At 71.9% G+C, this 16,625-nt stretch carries 15 protein-coding genes; 7 read left to right on the forward strand and 8 right to left on the reverse strand.

Going from position 1 to position 16,625, the window contains the following annotated elements; genetic code table 11:
- Nucleotides 1–37 precede the first annotated feature (37 nt).
- From ACZ55A_RS03130 to ACZ55A_RS03145, 4 genes are all read right to left on the reverse strand, one after another.
- A complete protein-coding gene (locus ACZ55A_RS03130; RefSeq protein ID WP_468832256.1) occupies nt 38–607 on the reverse strand; it encodes a DinB family protein in 570 nt (189 codons plus the stop codon).
- Between the two features lie 167 nt (nt 608–774).
- Nucleotides 775–2,220, reverse strand: a complete 1,446-nt coding sequence (locus ACZ55A_RS03135) for an MFS transporter (protein ID WP_468832260.1) — start codon at nt 2,218–2,220, stop codon at nt 775–777.
- 249 nt (nt 2,221–2,469) lie between these two features.
- The gene (locus ACZ55A_RS03140; protein WP_468832262.1) at nt 2,470–3,687 is read right to left on the reverse strand and encodes a lipid-transfer protein; all 1,218 of its coding nucleotides are present in this window, start codon (nt 3,685–3,687) and stop codon (nt 2,470–2,472) included.
- Between the two features lie 93 nt (nt 3,688–3,780).
- Nucleotides 3,781–6,093 carry an acyl-CoA dehydrogenase gene (locus ACZ55A_RS03145; protein ID WP_468832265.1) on the reverse strand — a complete coding sequence of 771 codons (2,313 nt, stop codon included), beginning with the start codon at nt 6,091–6,093 and terminating at the stop codon, nt 3,781–3,783.
- A 237-nt stretch (nt 6,094–6,330) separates the two neighbouring features.
- On the opposite strand from ACZ55A_RS03145, the gene ACZ55A_RS03150 reads away from it, so the two are divergent.
- The 6 genes from ACZ55A_RS03150 (at nt 6,331) to ACZ55A_RS03175 (ending at nt 11,329) form a co-directional block, all read left to right on the forward strand.
- Nucleotides 6,331–6,687, forward strand: a complete 357-nt coding sequence (locus ACZ55A_RS03150) for a DUF6191 domain-containing protein (protein ID WP_468832267.1) — start codon at nt 6,331–6,333, stop codon at nt 6,685–6,687.
- Nucleotides 6,688–6,758: 71 nt separating this feature from the next.
- Nucleotides 6,759–7,193: a DUF3995 domain-containing protein gene (locus tag ACZ55A_RS03155; RefSeq protein WP_468832273.1), complete on the forward strand. Its 435-nt coding sequence runs from the start codon at nt 6,759–6,761 to the stop codon at nt 7,191–7,193.
- Between the two features lie 287 nt (nt 7,194–7,480).
- Nucleotides 7,481–8,140, forward strand: coding sequence for a class I SAM-dependent methyltransferase (locus ACZ55A_RS03160; protein ID WP_468832278.1), 660 nt, complete (start codon nt 7,481–7,483; stop codon nt 8,138–8,140).
- A 27-nt stretch (nt 8,141–8,167) separates the two neighbouring features.
- Entirely contained in the window at nt 8,168–9,073 is a 906-nt protein-coding gene (locus ACZ55A_RS03165; RefSeq protein WP_468832281.1) for an N-acetylmuramoyl-L-alanine amidase, read from the forward strand.
- Between the two features lie 211 nt (nt 9,074–9,284).
- Nucleotides 9,285–10,160 carry a hypothetical protein gene (locus ACZ55A_RS03170; RefSeq protein WP_468832284.1) on the forward strand — a complete coding sequence of 292 codons (876 nt, stop codon included), beginning with the start codon at nt 9,285–9,287 and terminating at the stop codon, nt 10,158–10,160.
- A gap of 158 nt (nt 10,161–10,318) precedes the next feature.
- Entirely contained in the window at nt 10,319–11,329 is a 1,011-nt protein-coding gene (locus ACZ55A_RS03175) for an LLM class F420-dependent oxidoreductase (RefSeq protein WP_468832287.1), read from the forward strand.
- A 15-nt stretch (nt 11,330–11,344) separates the two neighbouring features.
- Here ACZ55A_RS03175 and ACZ55A_RS03180 read toward each other — a convergent pair whose 3' ends face one another.
- The 4 genes from ACZ55A_RS03180 to ACZ55A_RS03195 form a co-directional block, all read right to left on the reverse strand.
- Nucleotides 11,345–12,148: a maleylpyruvate isomerase family mycothiol-dependent enzyme gene (locus tag ACZ55A_RS03180; RefSeq protein WP_468832291.1), complete on the reverse strand. Its 804-nt coding sequence runs from the start codon at nt 12,146–12,148 to the stop codon at nt 11,345–11,347.
- A gap of 97 nt (nt 12,149–12,245) precedes the next feature.
- Nucleotides 12,246–13,328 (reverse strand): prenyltransferase/squalene oxidase repeat-containing protein, encoded by a 1,083-nt coding sequence (locus ACZ55A_RS03185; RefSeq protein ID WP_468832295.1) that lies wholly within the window; start codon nt 13,326–13,328, stop codon nt 12,246–12,248.
- Nucleotides 13,325–14,224: a class I SAM-dependent methyltransferase gene (locus ACZ55A_RS03190; RefSeq protein WP_468832299.1), complete on the reverse strand. Its 900-nt coding sequence runs from the start codon at nt 14,222–14,224 to the stop codon at nt 13,325–13,327. Before ACZ55A_RS03190 ends, ACZ55A_RS03185 begins: the two co-directional genes overlap by 4 nt.
- A 91-nt stretch (nt 14,225–14,315) precedes the next feature.
- Nucleotides 14,316–15,671: a glycosyltransferase family 4 protein gene (locus tag ACZ55A_RS03195; protein ID WP_468832303.1), complete on the reverse strand. Its 1,356-nt coding sequence runs from the start codon at nt 15,669–15,671 to the stop codon at nt 14,316–14,318.
- Nucleotides 15,672–15,910: 239 nt separating this feature from the next.
- On the opposite strand from ACZ55A_RS03195, the gene ACZ55A_RS03200 reads away from it, so the two are divergent.
- Nucleotides 15,911–16,555 carry a TetR family transcriptional regulator gene (locus tag ACZ55A_RS03200; protein WP_468832307.1) on the forward strand — a complete coding sequence of 215 codons (645 nt, stop codon included), beginning with the start codon at nt 15,911–15,913 and terminating at the stop codon, nt 16,553–16,555.
- Nucleotides 16,556–16,625: the final 70 nt, after the last annotated feature.

The raw sequence follows: 16,625 nt of genomic DNA on the forward strand, positions 1-16,625 counted from the left end.
GCGGTCCAGGTCGGGCGGGTGTGAACCCCGGCCCTCGTTACTGGCCCACCCTTCCGTCGATGCACTCGCGCAACAGGTCGGCGTGCCCGCTGTGACGGGCGTACTCGTCGATCTGGTGCACCATCAGCTCCCGAACTGCGATCTTGTCCTTCCCCACGCGCTCGCCCAGGTCCGGGTGCTCGGCCAGCGCGGCATCGGTCGCGGCCTGCTCGCGCTCCAGATCGGAGAACGCCGCATCGACCACGGCCTGCTCGGCGACCGCTCCGTGGAAGTCTGCGTCCTTCTCGCCGTACAGCTTCGGCAGCGGGTCACCGTCGCTGATCCAGTTGCGCCAGTCCCGTTCCACCTCGGCGAGGTGCCGAACCAGACCGAGCAGCGACATCGTCGACGGCGGAACCGACCGACGGGCCAGCTGCTCCGCATCCAGGCCCTCGCACTTCATCCGCAAGGTCAGGCGGTAGTCCGTCAGGACGTCCTGGAGCGTCGCCAGCTCGCCCTCGGGGCTGTCCCCATCTTTGTTACGGGGGTCGTCGTCCGGATCGGCCCACATGTCGGGGTAGACGGTTGCAGGGCTCCATCGCGCGGGTTGATCGCTCATGCGTCGCATGGTCGTCCGTGACGGCCCAAGGTCGCTACTGAGTTTTCTCGTTGTGCGGTGGACGTAACGGACGTTGTGCGGTGGCCGTAACGGCCGTTGTGCAGTGACCGTACGGGCGTTGTGCGGTGGCCGTACAGTTGCCCCTGGTCCGGCCGGTGGACACCTCGCGTTGCTCGCTAGCCGTGGGCGGCGTCCGTCCGGCGCCTCGGCAGTGCGACGGCCATCAGCACGATGCTGCCCAGCAGCACCACCGAGCCGACCTGGAATGCCAGGCCATAGCCGTCAGCCAGGGCTTTCGGGCCATGCCCCGCCTCGATGCGGGAGGCGGCGATGGTGGACAGGACCGACAGGCCCAGTGCGCCGCCCATTTGGCGGGAGGTGTTGATCAGGCCGGAGACCAGACCCTGGTCTGCGGGGTCGGCACCGGACGTGGCGATGGAGGCAACCGGTGTCGCGGTCAGACCCGCGCCCAGCGCCATCAGGATGCCGGGGCCGAGGATCGTGCCGAGGTAGGTTCCGTCGACATCCATCGTGCCCTGCCAGGCCATGCCGGACGCGGAGATCACCGCACCTGTGATGGCCAGGGTCTTGGCGCCCAGCCGGTTCATCAGCCGCGGGCCGATTTTGGAGCCCAGGACGATGCACAGCGAGTGCGGGATGAAGGAGAGGCCGGCTTGCAGCGGCTTGTAGCCGAGCACGTTCTGGACGTAGAGCGACAGGAAGTACCACATCGAGAACATCGCGGCGCCCGCCAGCATCATCGCCCCGTTCGCCGACGAGACCGAGCGCAGCCGGAACAGCCCCAGCGGCATCAGCGGCGCCTTGGCGCGCGCCTCGACGGCGATGAACGCGCCGAGGACGACCAGCCCGGCGGCCAGCGGCAGCAGCGCGGACGCCGCCGTCCAGCCGTCCGTCTCGGTCTGCACGATCCCGTACGCCACCAGCGCCAGACCGCCGGTCACCAGCAGCGCGCCGGGCACATCGAGCCGCCGCCCGATGTCCTGCCGGCTCTCGCTGAGCCACAGCACGGCGCCGATCAACACCACCGCCCCGACCGGCACATTGATCAGCAGCACCCAACGCCAGGACAGATACTCGGTGAGCACCCCGCCCACCAGACCGCCCACCGCGCCGCCGCCGGCGCCGACCGCCGTCCATGTGGCGATGGCGCGGGTACGGGCCGGGCCGGCCGGGAACGACGTGGTCAGGATGGTGAGGGTGGCCGGGGAGAGTACGGCGGCGCCGACGCCCTGGACCGTACGGGCCGCGATCAGCTGCCAGGGCTGCTGCGCCAGCCCGCCACCCAGGCTTGCGAGGGTGAACAGTGCCAGCCCGAGGACGAAGATCCGCTTACGGCCGAAGAGATCGGCGGCCCGGCCACCGAGCAGCATGAAGCCGGCGAAGGTGATGACGTAGGCGTTGACGATCCACTGAAGGCCCAGCTCGCTCAGGCCCAGTCCGGTGCGTACGGCGGGCAGCGCCACGTTCACGACGGAGACGTCCAGGATGACCAGGAACTGCCCGGCGCAGACCAGCAGCATCACCAGCCAGGCCGGGGCGGCCGTGCGGCGCGGAGTTCCGGACAGGGTGGCGGAGGCGGCTATCGGGGGCATGCGGACCATGCTCGCATCGGCGGCTTGTGCCCCGCATCGGGATATCGGTGCATGGGCCACCTGACCGGAGTCCTAGGTCGTTGGGCGGAGGCGGGGGGGTTGGGGTGGGGACGGTTCGCGGGGTGGGGGGGAGGGTGCCCGTAGGGGGTGGGGGTGGCGGACCCGTAGGGGGTGCGAGGCCCCCTTGCGGGCCAACTACCCAGACACAGGCGGAAGTTAACGCGAGTACACCGGCAGAGTCACCACTCACGTCAGCACTCACCTCCTCAGCAATGTCACCACCGCCGCCCCGCCCAGGCCGATGTTGTGGGCGAGGGCGACCCGGGCTTCGGGGACCTGGCGTGGGCCTGCTGTGCCGCGTAGTTGCCAGACCAGTTCGGCGGCCTGGGCCAGGCCGGTGGCGCCCAACGGGTGCCCCTTGGAGATCAGGCCGCCGGACGGGTTGACCACCCAGCGGCCCCCGTAGGTCGTGGCGCCCTCGGCGACCAGTTTTCCCGACTCGCCGTCCCCGCACATGCCCAGCGCCTCGTACGTCAGCAGCTCATTGATGGAGAAGCAGTCGTGCAGCTCGATGACGTCGACGTCCTCGATGCCGAGGCCGCTTGCCGCGTACGCCTGCCGGGCGGCGGCCCGCGACATCGGCTTGCCGACGACATCGATGCAGGAGCCGGACGCGAAACTCTCCTCGGTGTCGGTCGTCATGGCCTGGGCGACGATCTCCACCGCCCGGTCACCCAGACCGTGTTCGCGGACGAACCGTTCGGAGGCGACGACCGCCGCGGCCGCGCCGTCGGAGGTCGGCGAGCACTGGAGCTTGGTCAGCGGCCGGTGGATGGTCCTGGCGGCGAGGACCTCCTCGACCGTGTAGACGTCCTGGAACTGGGCGTAGGGGTTGTGCGCGGAGTGCCGGTGGTTCTTGGCGCCGACCGCGGCGAGTTGTTCGGCGCTGGTGCCGTAGCGCTCCATGTGCTCGCGCGCGGCATTGCCGAAGATCTGGGCGGTGGGCGGGGACATCTCGAAGCCGTGGGCGGCGGCCATCACGCCGTAGTGCCGGGCGACCGGAGAGGTCGCGCCCCCGGCCCCGCCGGCCCCGCCACGGTCACCGCCGTCCGCACCGCCGCCCAGCGCACCGCGCTTCATCTTCTCGAAGCCCAGCGCCAGCACACAGTCGTTGAGGCCCGCCTCGACGAATTGACGCGCCATCATCAGCGCCGTCGCGCCCGTCGCACAGTTGTTGTTGACGTTGTAGACGGGGATGCCGGTCAGGCCCAGTTCGTACGCGGCGCGCTGACCGGCGGTGGAGGGCTGGTAGCAGTAGCCGACCGGCACCTGCTCGACCGCCTCGTAGCCGATGCCGGCGTCCGCGAGCGCCTTGCCGCCCGCCTCCTTCGCCATGTCCCAGTACTGCCACTCACGGGTCTCGGGCTTCTCGAACGCGGTCATGCCCACGCCGACGATGTACGCCTTGCCAGCCATGCAGGTCCTCCTGGAGGAGCAGTCACGTCACCGGACGGGACGGTCGGATCACCCGGCAGGTCGCCACCGCACCGGTCAGATCGGTCAGATCGGTCAGATCAGCGGGCGGGGTTCCGGGTCGCGGGGCAGGCCGAGCAGCCGCTCCGCGACGACGTTCAGCTGCACCTGGGTGGTGCCGCCGGCGATGGTCAGGCAGCGCGACATCAAGAAGCCGTGCAGCGCCCGTTCACCGGCCCCTTCGCGCACCGCACCGTCCGGTCCCAGCAGCTCCATGGCCAGCTCGGCGACCTTCTGCTGGTGCGGGGTCTGCACCAGCTTGCGGATGCTGGCACCGGCGCCCGGCTCCAGCCCCGACACCTGCTGAAGCGTGGTGCGCAGCCCGATGCAGCCCAGGGCGTGCGCCTCGGCGGCCAGCGCGCCCACCCTCGCGCGCACCGCTCCGTCCAGTTGGGCGGCGCGGTCGAGCAGCGCCTCCAGTCCGGTGTCGAAGGTCAACTGGTCGGCCATGTGGACGCGTTCGTTGTCCAGGGTGGTGCGGGCCACCTTCCAGCCGTTGTCCACCTCGCCGACCACCGCGTCGGCGGGCAGCAGGACCTCGTCGAAGTAGACCTCGTTGAAGAGCGAGTCGCCGGTGATCTCCTTCAGCGGGCGGATGTCGATGCCCGGAGTCGCCATGTCGACAAGGAAGAACGTCAGCCCCTTGTGCTTGGGCGCCTCCGGGTTGGTGCGGGCGAGCAGGATGCCGTGGCTCGACCACTGGGCGGCCGAGGTCCACACCTTCTGGCCGTTGATCCGCCAGCCGCCGTCCGTCCGCTCGGCGCGGGTGCGCAGCGACGCCAGGTCGGAGCCGGCCTCGGGCTCGGAGAACAGCTGGCACCACAGCAGATCGCCGCGCAACGTCGGAAGCAGATAGCGCTCCTGCTGCTCCCGGGTGCCATGGGCGATCAGCGAGGGGATGACCCAGGTGGCGATGCCCAGGTCGCTGATCCGGACCCCGGCTGCGTCCAGCTCCTGCTGGATCGCCAGCTGCTGGACAGGGCCCGCACCCAGCCCGTAGGGCGTGGGGAGGTGGGGCGCGGCATAGCCGGTGGGGGCGAGTGCGCGGCGTACCGCGGCGGGGTCCAGGCCGCGTACGCCGTCGATGACGGTACGGGCCCGGGCGCGGTGTTCCTCGGCCTCTGCGGGGAGTTCGAGGCGCAGTGCGCGCCGGGCGCCGTCGGCGGCGTGGCGGGCGGCGCGCTGTCGGTGGGTGTCACCGCTGCCGAGCAGCTGGCGGGCCACGGTCGCCCGGCGCAGATGCAGATGGGCGTCGTGTTCCCAGGTGAAGCCGATGCCGCCGAGGATCTGGATGCAGTCCTTGGTGCAGCTGAACGCGGCGTCCAGGGCGGTGGCCGTGGCGAGGGCGGCGACCATGGCACGCGCCTGCGGCGCCTCGGGCGCCGTACCCGTCTCACGCGCCTCGGGCGCCGTACCCGCCTCGGATGCCTCGGATGCCTCGGGAGACGCGCCGGGGCCGGGCGGCTCGTGCAGCGCCCGGGCCGCGTCCCAGACCAGGGCGCGCGCCTGCTCGCAGCGTACGAGCATGTCGGCGCAGAGGTGTTTGACAGCCTGGAACTGGCCGATGGGGCGGCCGAACTGTTCGCGTACGGCGGCGTGTTCGGCCGCGGTGTGCAGGGCCCAGGCGGCCGTGCCGCAGGCTTCCGCGGCGAACAGCACCCCGGCCAGGTCGCGGACGAGGTCGCTGTCGAGGGCCAGCAGCCGTTCGGCGGGGACCAGGACACCGTCCGCGGTGACCTCGGCGGTCGGCCGGGTCGGGTCGGCGCTCTCCTGGGCGCGTACGGTCAGCGCGTCCGCGTGCGCGTCGACGGCGAACCAGACGGTGCGCGTGCCCGTGCGGCCGGTCGCGTCGGTGTCCGTAGCGGCGGGCAGCTTGGCGGCCAGCACGATCACCTCCGCGTCGGCGCCGGCGAGCACCGGGGGCGCGGTGCCGTCCAGGACGTAGCCGCCGGGGGCCTCGACGGCGGTGAGCGAGCCCGGTCCGAGCGCGACGGCGCCGAGGAGTTCGCCGGTGGCGAGGGCCGGTACGAGGCTCCGGGCGCCGGCGCGGTGCAGCAGGGCGGCGGCGAGGGTGGTGGGCAGAAAGGGGCCGGGGAGCGCCGCCCGGCCCAGCTCCTCCAACACCACGGCGAGGTCGAGCAGTTCGCCGCCGCCCCCGCCGTCGGCCTCGGGGAGGTGGAGCCCGAGCAGGCCCTGTGCGGCGAGGCCGTCCCAGTACGTGGGGCGTCCATGCCGCCCGGGGGCGGTGTCGAGCAGCTTGCGCACCTCTTCGGGCGGCACGGTCCGCGCGGCCCAGCCGGCCACCGCCTCGGCCAGGTCACCTTGCTCTTGCGTGATTCCGATGCCCATGCGGGCAGACTAGAACAGGTTTCAATCTGACGGAAGGTCAGGAAGTGCCCCGGGCGGGCGTGGCCGGGAGTACTCGGGCCCATAGGAACCGTTCCACGCGCGGGCCGATGGCCGGCGTCCCGGGTTCTCCCCGTCCGCAATCCCGAGTTCTCCCGGTCCGCACGTCCGATGGGAACGACACCGACCCCTTCGTCGTTCCCCGACCGTCAACTGTGGTGAGGATGAGGGGGGCCAACTGTGGCGGTATGGGCCATGTCGTTCCCGGCGTTGGTGTGTCTACTGGCCTTGTTCGCCTTGGTGGAGAGCGCGTGGCGGTGGCTCACGGGGCTGGGTTTGTTCCCGTGGCTGCGCAGGCGCACGGGGCGGTCGTTGTCGAACACGGCCTTCGATGAATTCACGGCGGTCGTGAACGGAAACAAGACGGCAGAGCTGGAGCAGCGGCGGGTGGAGCTGCTGCAACGGGACGACGAGAGCGACGGTGCGCCGCCCCGCTCCAGCATCGACCTGACCAAGGGCACCGCGTTCATCGTGGTGCCACAGGAATCGGACGGCCCGTGTGCTGACAGGCGCGATGCCCTTGAGGGCCGGCGGTGAAGCGCGCACCGGAGGGAACGGGCGCAGAACCGTCCACGCTGTGGGGGTGTCTCGCATGCTGGTGGGCGGCCGTGTTCGCCGGGTTGCACTTCTACTGGGCCGTCGGCGGTGATGTGGGGCTGAGTACCTCCGCCGGCCCGCTGGCCACCGAGCGCCCGCTGTGGTTCGTCATAGCCGGTTTGTGGGGTGTGGGTGCGCTCTGCCTCCTCGGCGCCGTGCTGGCATGGCTGCTTGCCCGGCCCAGGCTCCGGGGCGTTCCCGCCCTGCTGGCGAGGTGGCTGGGGTGGGGCGTCAGTGCCCTGCTACTGGCCCGTGGCATCGGTATCGAGGTGCTGCTGCTGACCAACGCGACGGGCCTGGACGCCTCCGTGAGCGCCGGGCAGCGGGCCTGGACGCTGGCCCTCTGGAACCCCTGGTTCATCGCCGGAGGACTGGCCTTCGGCCTCGCCGCCCTTCGGTCCGGCAGGCATACCGCCGCAGCACCGCCACCCGCGCCCAGACGCTAGTTGCCGGATGCGCCCCGTTGCCGCCCGCCCCGCAAGGGAACGGTTCGGATGCGAACGGGAAACGGTCCGGTGAATTCCGGTGCGTACCGCCCTCGCCATTCCCGGCGCCGTGGGCTCCCGCACACGAATTCCGCGCTTTCGGGCCTCGGTGAAACGGCCGTCGAGGAATCGAGGGGAACGGTCGCCAATCGGGCGGAAGGAGCGGAAAGCGCGGAAAGAGCGGAACGAAATGCGAACCCGCGTTCTGGCACCATGAGCCATCCCACCGCACCACCAGGAGGAAGCCCATGTCCGCTCCCACGGCTCCGCCCGCTCCGCAGCCGGAGATTCTCGCCGCGTTCGAGGCGGCGAAGGGCTTTATGCCCGTGGACGAAGGGCTCGCCCTGTATGCGGCGGCGGCCGAGGCGGCGACGCTGGGGCTGCCGCTGGTGGAGGTCGGCACCTACTGCGGCCGGTCCACGATCCTGCTCGCGGACGCCGCGCGCGGTGCCGGGGTGATGGCGGTGACCGTCGACCACCACCGGGGCAGTGAGGAGCAGCAGCCCGGCTGGGAGTACCACGACCCGACCGTCGTCGACCCCGAGGTCGGCCGGATGGACACCCTGCCCGCCTTCCGCCGTACCCTGCACGCCGCGGGCCTGGAGGAGCAGGTGATCGCCCTGGTGGGCCGCTCACCGCAGATCGCGGCCCTGTGGCGGGCGCCGGTGGGCCTGGTCTTCATCGACGGCGGGCACACCGATGAGCACGCCACCGCCGACTACGAGGGCTGGGCGCCGCATGTCGCGCCCGACGGGCTGCTGGTCATCCACGATGTCTTCGCGGACCCGGCGGACGGTGGCCAGGCCCCGTACCGCATCTACCGCAGGGCCCTGGAGTCCGGCGCCTTCACCGAGATCTCGGCGCACCGGTCGCTGCACGTCCTGCGGCGCACCGGTCCCGGTATCTGAACAGCCACGGAGGCTACGATCGCGAACGTGTCGAACGGCAGCACTTTCCCTCCGCACCGCCGCCTGCGCGGCACCCTGCTCCTCGTGCTGGCGGCCGTGGTGGCCGCCGGCGTCGGGGGGTGGCTGGCCTGGCGGACGTTGCACGGCGACGGCGGCGGCGCGCCCCCCAGAGCCGGGCAGGGCACACCGGACCGGTCCTCGGGAGCTGAGGCCGGCGGCACCACCGGTCCCGACGCCCCCGGTACGGCCGGTCCGCGTGGCAGCCTCAAGGGGAAGACCGTGGTGATCGACCCCGGTCACAATCCGAACAACCGTGATCACGGCCGGGAGATCGCCCGTCTCGTGGACATCGGCAACGAGCGCAAGGAGTGCGACACCACCGGCACCGCCACCAACGACGGTTACTCCGAGGCGTCGTTCACCCTGGACGTCGCCCGCCGTGCCCGTACGCTGCTCCAGCGCCAGGGCGCCAGGGTGGTCTTCACCCAGGACGGCGACCGCCCGTACGGGCCCTGTGTGGACGAGCGCGCGACCATCGGGAACAAGGCGCACGCCGATGCCGCGGTGTCCGTCCACGCCGACGGCTCCGGGGCGGGCAACCGCGGCTTCCATGTGATCCTGCCGGCGCGCGTGACGGCCGGGCAGGCCGACACCTCGGCGATCGCCGGGCCCTCGCGGCAGTTGGGCGAGCGGCTGGTCCGCCGGTTCGTCGCGGCGACCGGCAGCCCGCGGTCCAATTACATCGGCGGCGGCACCGGGCTCGACGTACGCGCCGATCTCGGCGGCCTCAACCTCTCGACGGTGCCGAAGGTGTTCATCGAGTGCGGCAATATGCGCGATGCGAAGGACGCCGCGCATTTGACCGACGCCGCATGGCGGGAAAAGGCGGCCCGCGGGATCAGCGCGGGCATTACGGACTTCTTGACGCGCTGACCACGACCACCGGCACCCGCGCCGGCACCTCTCGGATACCGGATCCGATACGGATCCGATACGACGTCCGATAGCGCGCGGAAACGAACAGGACGGCCCGCCGGATTCGGCGATAGGTTCCCCTTTACGATGGGTGGCCACCGCCGTGCCTCGCACCGCGCGCACCGCGACAGCGACGACCAGACCTGCGAAAGAGACAAAGGACCCTTACGTGAACATCCGCTCCCTCACTCGAGGCGACGGCGTGGTGATCGGAGCAGCGGTGTTGCTGTTCATCGCCTCGTTCCTCGGCCTCGCCGGCGGCCCTGACTGCTCCGGCCCGTACGCCAAGTACTGCGAGGCCCAGGCCCAGGACTACAGCAGCATCAACGCCTGGGACGCGCTGCGCACGCTGATGAGCATGTACCTGGCCGGTGTGATCGGCGCGGCGGTCATCATCATCAGCCGTGCGCTGCCGCAGCCCCGCAAGGTCGCCGGTCTCGACCTCGGCCAGTTCGGCGTCGCCCTCACCGTCTTCGCGGCGTGGACGGCGTTCTGGACCATCATCGACTCCAACAACGCCGGCGCGGGCCTGATCCTCGGTCTGATCGCCGCGCTGCTCCTGGCCGGCGGCGCGGTCGCCGGGCCGCTCGTCCCGGCGCTCAAGGCCGAACTGATCGGCGCCCCCAAGCCGCAGGCCGCCGCCCCGTACGGGGCCGGCCCCACCCCGGGTTACGGCTACCCGGGCGCCCAGCAGCAGCAGGCCGGCCAGGGTTACGGCTACCCGGGCGGACAGCAGCAGCCGCAGGCCGGCCAGACGTACGGTCAGCAGGCCCCGGCCGACGCCACGGCCGGCGGGCAGGCGGGCGCCGCCCCCGCGGGTGCCACCCCGGCAGCCGGGACCGCGTCGGACTTCGCGCCGTTCTGGTTCGCGGTACCGGTCGCGCGCCCGCTGTACGGCGAGGACGGCTCGCCGTCGCCGATCGCCGAACTGGCGCCCGGCACCTGGTACCTGGCGGTGGAGCAGCGCGGTCAGGCCCTGATCGCGCAGACCCAGGACGGCCGGCGCGGCGTCCTTCAGGACACCACCGGTATCCAGCGCGGCTGACCCGCGCGCACCGGCCGGACGCACCGCGGTCCCTTTCGCGGCCCCTCGCCCCTTGCGGGCGGGGGGCCGTTGCGCTGCCCGGGAGGCGGTCAGTACAGTGCGCGCGAGCAGCGTAGCTGACGTACCGTCAGAATCACGCGGAGGCGGAGGCGATCCGTATGCGACTCGGTCTGGCGCTGGGCTACTGGGGGCGCGGCCCCGATCCCCGGCACCTCGAACTCGTCCGTGAGGCAGAGCGCCTGGGCTATGACTCGGTGTGGACCGCGGAGGCCTGGGGATCGGACGCCTTCACCACGCTCACCTGGATCGCCGCGCACACCTCCCGTATCAGGCTCGGCACCGGCATCGCGCAGATGGCCGCCCGTACACCCACCGCCACCGCAATGCACGCCCTCACCCTCGACCATCTCTCCGGGGGCCGGGTGCTGCTGGGCCTGGGGCTGTCCGGGCCGCAGGTCGTCGAGGGGTGGTACGGGCGGCCGTTCCCCAGGAGCCCGCTGACCGCCACCCGCGAGTACGTGGAGGTCATCCGCCAAGTGCTGCGGCGTGAGGGCCCGGTGGAGGTGGACGGGCAGTTCCATCGGCACCCCTACCGCGGCGCGGACGGCACCGGGCTCGGCAAACCGCTCAAGCCCATCACCCATCCCCTGCGGGCCGGTCTGCCCGTCCTCCTGGGCGCCGAGGGCCCCAAGAACATCGCCCAGACCACCAGGATCGCGGACGGCTGGCTGCCGCTGTACTGGTCACCGCGGCGCACCGATGTCTACCGGGCGTCGCTGGCGGACGCCCCCGACGGCTTTCTGGTCGCCCCCATGGCACGCGCCATGGTCTGCGACGACGTCGCCGAGGGCCTGCTGCCGGTCAAGGCGATGCTCGGCTTCTACATCGGCGGGATGGGCCCTGCGGCCAAGAACTTCCATGCCGATCTGATGGCGCGGATGGGGTTCGCGGAGGAGGCCCGGCGGGTGCAGCGGCTCTTCCTCGAAGGCCGTAAGGACGAGGCGGTGCGCGCCGTGCCGGACGCCTTCGCCGATGAGATCTCCTTGGTCGGGCCGCGCGAACGGATCGCCGAACGGCTGGAGTTGTGGCGTGCGGGCCCGGTCACCGACCTCCTGGTCACCGCACCGGACCCGCACACGCTACGCGTACTGGCCGCACTCAACTCCTGAGCGGGACGCGGCCGCTCACCCGAAGGACGCCCACGTCAGCCACTGGTCGAGCAGCGCACCCTCGCCCAGCACCTCGACCCGGTCGCTGTCGGTGGGCAGCCTGCGGTAGAGGACCCGGAGCACGTCGGTGAGGGGGCCGCGCAGTGCGACCGCCGCCTTCTCGTGGGTGCGGCGGTGGGTGAGCGTCTCCCCCGTCAGGTCGAGCAGCCACTCCGCGTCGACACCGGGCGGGGCGTCGGTGGCGTGGACATGGATCGTACGGCCGGGGCCGAACAGCTCTCCCCTGCGGTCCGCGAAGCGGGCCGCCACCATGGGCAGTTCGCAGATCTGTAGCCACTCCTCCAGACAGTCCGCGGCGACCGGCGCCGGGACGTCGAAGGGAACGCCGGCGGTGAGCGCGGCATCGGCCCGGTGGATGACCGTCTCGTGGGTCATCCGGCGGGCCCAGAACCCGGTGTTGTGCGCCGTCGTCCAGCTCCACACCTCCGTATCGGGGCCGGCCTCCCGCAGGGCCGCCACGGTCTGCTCGACGCCCGCCGCCAGCCACGCGTCCAGCGCCGCCGCGTCCTCGCCGTCGGGCCCGGCCGCCTCAGGGATGTCCGCGGGGTCGATGTTCTTCGAAGCGCGGGTGGTGACGATCGTGCCGACCCAGCGGTGCGCACCCCCTACATGCCGGGCGAGTTCGGCCAGCGTCCAGTCGGGGCAGGTCGGCACGGTCGCCGAGAGATCGGCCGTCCGCACGATCTCCCGGAGCTTGCCGGTCTCGGCGAGCAGCTGAGCGCAGTATTCCTCATGGGTGAGGGAGCCTTGGAGTGTCATGCGGCGCACAGTAATGCGCCCTCCCCGGCCCGTCCTCCCATTTCCGGGCCCGCGGCCCGCCCCGGCCGGCCCGCCTGCCGGGCCGGCCCCTGGCCCCCTACAGGCCCGCCTGCCGGCAGCAGTCCGGGGCCAGCCCGCTCGGCAGCCGCTCGCCGCCGAAGACAGACGTGGTGGCCTCGTCGCCGCCCACCGCCGCGACCGCCAGCAGCAGCGAACCGGCCGTCCAGGAGGTGAGTTCGCGGGGCCAGACGGCGTCGTCGTCGAAGACGTAGCCGGTCCAGTACATGCCGTCCTCGGCGCGCAGATGCTGCATCCACTTGAGGATCTGTACGGCCCGCTCGGACTCCCCCATCGCCCACAGCGCGAGGGCCAGTTCGGCGCTCTCACCGCCGGTGACCCACGGGTTGGGCAGCACACAGCGCACCCCCAGGCCGGGCACCACGAACTGCTCCCACTCGGCGTCGATGCGCTCCCTGGCCGCCGCGCCACGGACCGCGCCGCCCAGGACCGGGTAGTACCAGTCCATGGAGTAGCGGGACTTGTCCAGGAACCGCTCGGGGTGGCTGCGTATGGCGTGGCCGAGGCGGCCGACGGCCAGCTCCCAGTCCGGCTGCGGCTCCTCGCGCTGGTCGGCGAGGGCGAGCGCACAGCGCAGCGCCTGGTAGATGGAGGACGAGCCGGTCAGCAGCGCGTCGTTGACGGGGGTGCCGTCGTCCTCGCGCTTCCAGCCGATCTCGCCGCCGGGCTGCTGGAGCTCCAGGACGTACTCGATGGCCGCGTAGACCGCCGGCCACATCCGGTCGAGGAAGGCCTCGTCGCCGGTGGACAGGTAGTGGTGCCAGACGCCGACCGCGATGTAGGCGCAGAAGTTGGTCTCCCGGCCGCGGTCGGTGGGCGCCTCGGCGTCACCGTCGGCGTAGGCCGCGTACCAGGACCCGTCCGGGTTCTGATGCCGCACCAGCCAGTCGTACGCGGCCTCCGCACGCTCGTGTTCGCCGGCCGCGTCCAGGGCCATGGCGGCCTCGGTGTGGTCCCACGGGTCGAGGTGGTGACCGCGGAACCAGGGGATCGCGCCGTCCTCGCGCTGGGTCGCCAGGATGCCGGCGACCGTACGGGCCGCCTGTTCGGCGGTGAGCACCCCTGGCAGGACGAGCCGTTCGGTACGCCCGGGACTCGTCACTTGGCGGCCCCGGCAGAGGTCTTCGCGGAAGAGGTCTTGGCGGAAGAGGCCTTGGCGGCACCGGACTTGGCGGCGGCGGGCTTGGCGGCCTTCCGGGCCCGGGCGGCGGGCTCGGCCGCCGGCTTCGCGGCCTCGGCGGGCGCGCTCGCCTCGTCGGCGGCCGGGGCCCCCGGCAGATGCGGCTTGGTCGCGTAGACGACGAAGCTCTTGCCGATCACGGGGTTGAGCGCCCGCTCGGCGAGCCGGGTGGCCAGCGGCTTCTTCATGATGTCCCAGACCAGCAGCTTGTGGTACGCCTGCACCGGCAGCGCGGCGTCTTTACCGTCCCTGCCCACCCCGAAGGCGCACTTGAGCCACCAGTAGGGGCTGTGCAGCCCGTGCGCATGGTGCGTGCCGTACGGCTCCAGGCCGGCCTCCCGCATCTTGCCGAGCAGTTCGTCACCGCGGTAGATGCGGATATGGCCGCCCTCGACCTCGTGGTAGGCGTCGCTGAGCGCCCAGCAGATCTTCTCGGGGCCGTAACGGGGCACCGTGACGGCGATCCGGCCGCCGGGGCGCAGCACCCGCACCATCTCGGCGAGCACGCCCTTGTCGTCCGGGATGTGCTCCATCACCTCGGAGATGATCACGACGTCGAAGCTGTCGTCGGGGAACGGCAGGTTGAGCGCATCGCCCTCCATGGCGGTGGCGGAGGCGCCCGCCGGGGCCTCACCTGCCTCCTCCATCGCGGCGAACCACTTGGCGACCTCGCGGATCTCCTCGCCGTTCTGGTCGAGGGCGACGACCTGCGCGCCGCGCCGGTAGCACTCGAAGGCGTGCCGGCCGGCGCCGCAGCCCAGGTCGAGCACGCGATCGCCCGGGGCGAGCGGGAAACGGGAAAAGTCGACGGTCAGCACGGGGTTCTGCTTTCGTCCGGCGGTGTGGTGGCGGTGGTGGCAGTGGCGGGGGCAGTGGTGGCTGCGCAGCGCGGTGGGCGGGGGGGGGAGGCTAGGTGCGCAGGGTGCGGGCGGCGGTCCGGGCGCCCTGGAGGGCGATCGCCTCGCGGTAGCGCTCGGCGGTGCCGAGGGCGGCCTGCCGCCAGGTGAAGCGGGCCAGCACGCGCTCCCGGCCGGCCGCGCCGAGCCGGCGGCGCAGCGCCTCGTCGCCCAGGAGCCGGAGCAGTCCGCCCGCCAGCGCACCGGCGTCGCCCGGCGGCACCGCGAGACAGGTCTCGCCGTCCGGGCCCGCGACCTCGGGGATCGCGCCGCCGGTGGTGGCCAGCAGCGGGGTGCCGGTGGCCATCGCCTCGGCGGCGGGCAGCGAGAAGCCCTCGTAGAGGGAGGGGACGCAGGCGATCTGGGCGCTGCGGACCAGGTCGACGAGTTCGGGGTCGCTGATGCCCTTGACGAACTCGATGGCGCCGGCCAGCCCGAGCCGGTCGATGGCGGCGGCGACCGGCCCGTCGTCGGCGCGCTTGCCGACGACCACCAGATGGGCGTCGGGGTTCTCGGTGCGTACCTTGGCGAGCGCCTCGACGAGGTGGATCAGGCCCTTGAGCGGTACGTCGGCGCTGGAGGTGGTGACGATCCGGCCCGGGACCTCGGGGACCGAGGGATCCGGCGAGAAGAGGTCGGTGTCGGCGCCGATGGGGACGACATGGACCCGGCCGGGGTGCACGCCGAGGTCGTCGACGATCTCCTGGCGGGAGGAGCCGGAGACGGTCAGTACGGAGGGCAGCCGGCGGGCGACCCGCTTCTGCATCCGTGTGAAGCCGTACCAGCGGCGGACCGAGGCGCGGCGCTTCCAGTCGTGCGCGGCGGCCAGGTCGAGCCGGCGGTCGACGGTGATGGGGTGGTGGATCGTGGTGACCAGCGCGGCGCCGAGCGCGCCGGGGCCGCCGAGCAGGCCGTAGCCGAGGGTCTGGTTGTCGTGGACGACGTCGAACCGGCCGCGGTGGGCGGCGAGATGGCGCCGGGCGCGCAGCGAGAAGGTCAGCGGCTCGGGGAAGCCGCCGGTCCACATCGTGGCGACCTCCAGGGCGTCGATCCAGTCGCGGTACTCACCGCGCTTCGGCGTACGGAACGGGTCCGGCTGGCGGTAGAGGTCCAGGCTGGGCAGCTCGGTGAGGGTCACGCCCTCGTCGAGGACGGGGTAGGGCTGGGCGCCGATGACCTCGACGGTGTGGCCGAGGCGGGCCAGTTCGCGTGAGAGGTGGCGTACATAGACGCCCTGACCGCCGCAGAACGGGTTTCCCTTATACGTGAGCATCGCGATGCTCAGGGGGCCCTCACCGTTCGTCGGGGCGGCGGCCGAGGAGGCCTCTGCGAGGCGAGGCGCGGCTGCCTGGACGGCCTCTGCGGTCACGCTCGGCCCCCTTCTCACTGGACTTTCGCCGGAGCGTAACCGCTGGCGGTAATCTAGAACAAGTTTCAGAACTGCTGGGCTACTGATCAGTTCACCGAGCCTCGAATGTACCGGCCAGGACAGATGCGAAAAGAGCCGCACCAGGTGATTCGCGCCACCACCCGCCCCCCTGCCATGCTGTGCCGATCACACCACCGGCACTCATCGCATCGCGGACGGAATGCCACGGAATGGGAAATATGACTACGGAATCCAAGGCGGCCAAGCCGGCACTTCCCGCGAGTCCTCCCCTGACGGAGCGTCAGGAGGCCCGGCGTCGCCGCATCCTGCACACCAGCGCCAAGCTGGCGTCCCGTGGCGGCTTCGACGCCGTGCAGATGCGCGAGGTCGCCGAGTCCTCGGGCGTCGCGCTGGGCACCCTCTACCGCTACTTCCCCTCCAAGGTGCATCTGCTGGTCGCCACCATGCAGGACCAGCTCCAGCACATGCACGAGACGCTGCGCAAGCGTCCGCCGTCGGAAGAGGACCCGGGCGCCCGGGTCGCCCAGACCCTGATGCGGGCGTTCCGCGCCCTCCAGCGCGAACCGCATCTCGCGGATGCGATGGTGCGCGCGCTGACCTTCGCCGACCGTTCGGTGAGCCCGGAGGTGGACACCGTCTCCCGGCTGACGACGGCGATCATCCTCGACGCCATGAGGCTGGACGGCCCGCCCACCCCGGAGCAGCTGTCCGCGGTCCGGGTCATCGAGCACACCTGGCACTCGGCCCTGATCACCTGGCTGTCGGGCCGCGCCTCGATCGCCCAGGTCAAGATCGACATCGAAACGGTGTGCCGCCTGATCGACCTCACGGCGCCGGACACGGGACGTTCCCCGAAGCGTTGAGCGTCAGCCGTAGGCGTTAGGCGTTAACCCCCGCCCTTCCTCGGGCAGTTGGCCCGCAAGGGGCCTTCCG

It is taken from the genome of Streptomyces sp. NPDC034111 (assembly GCF_055575375.1).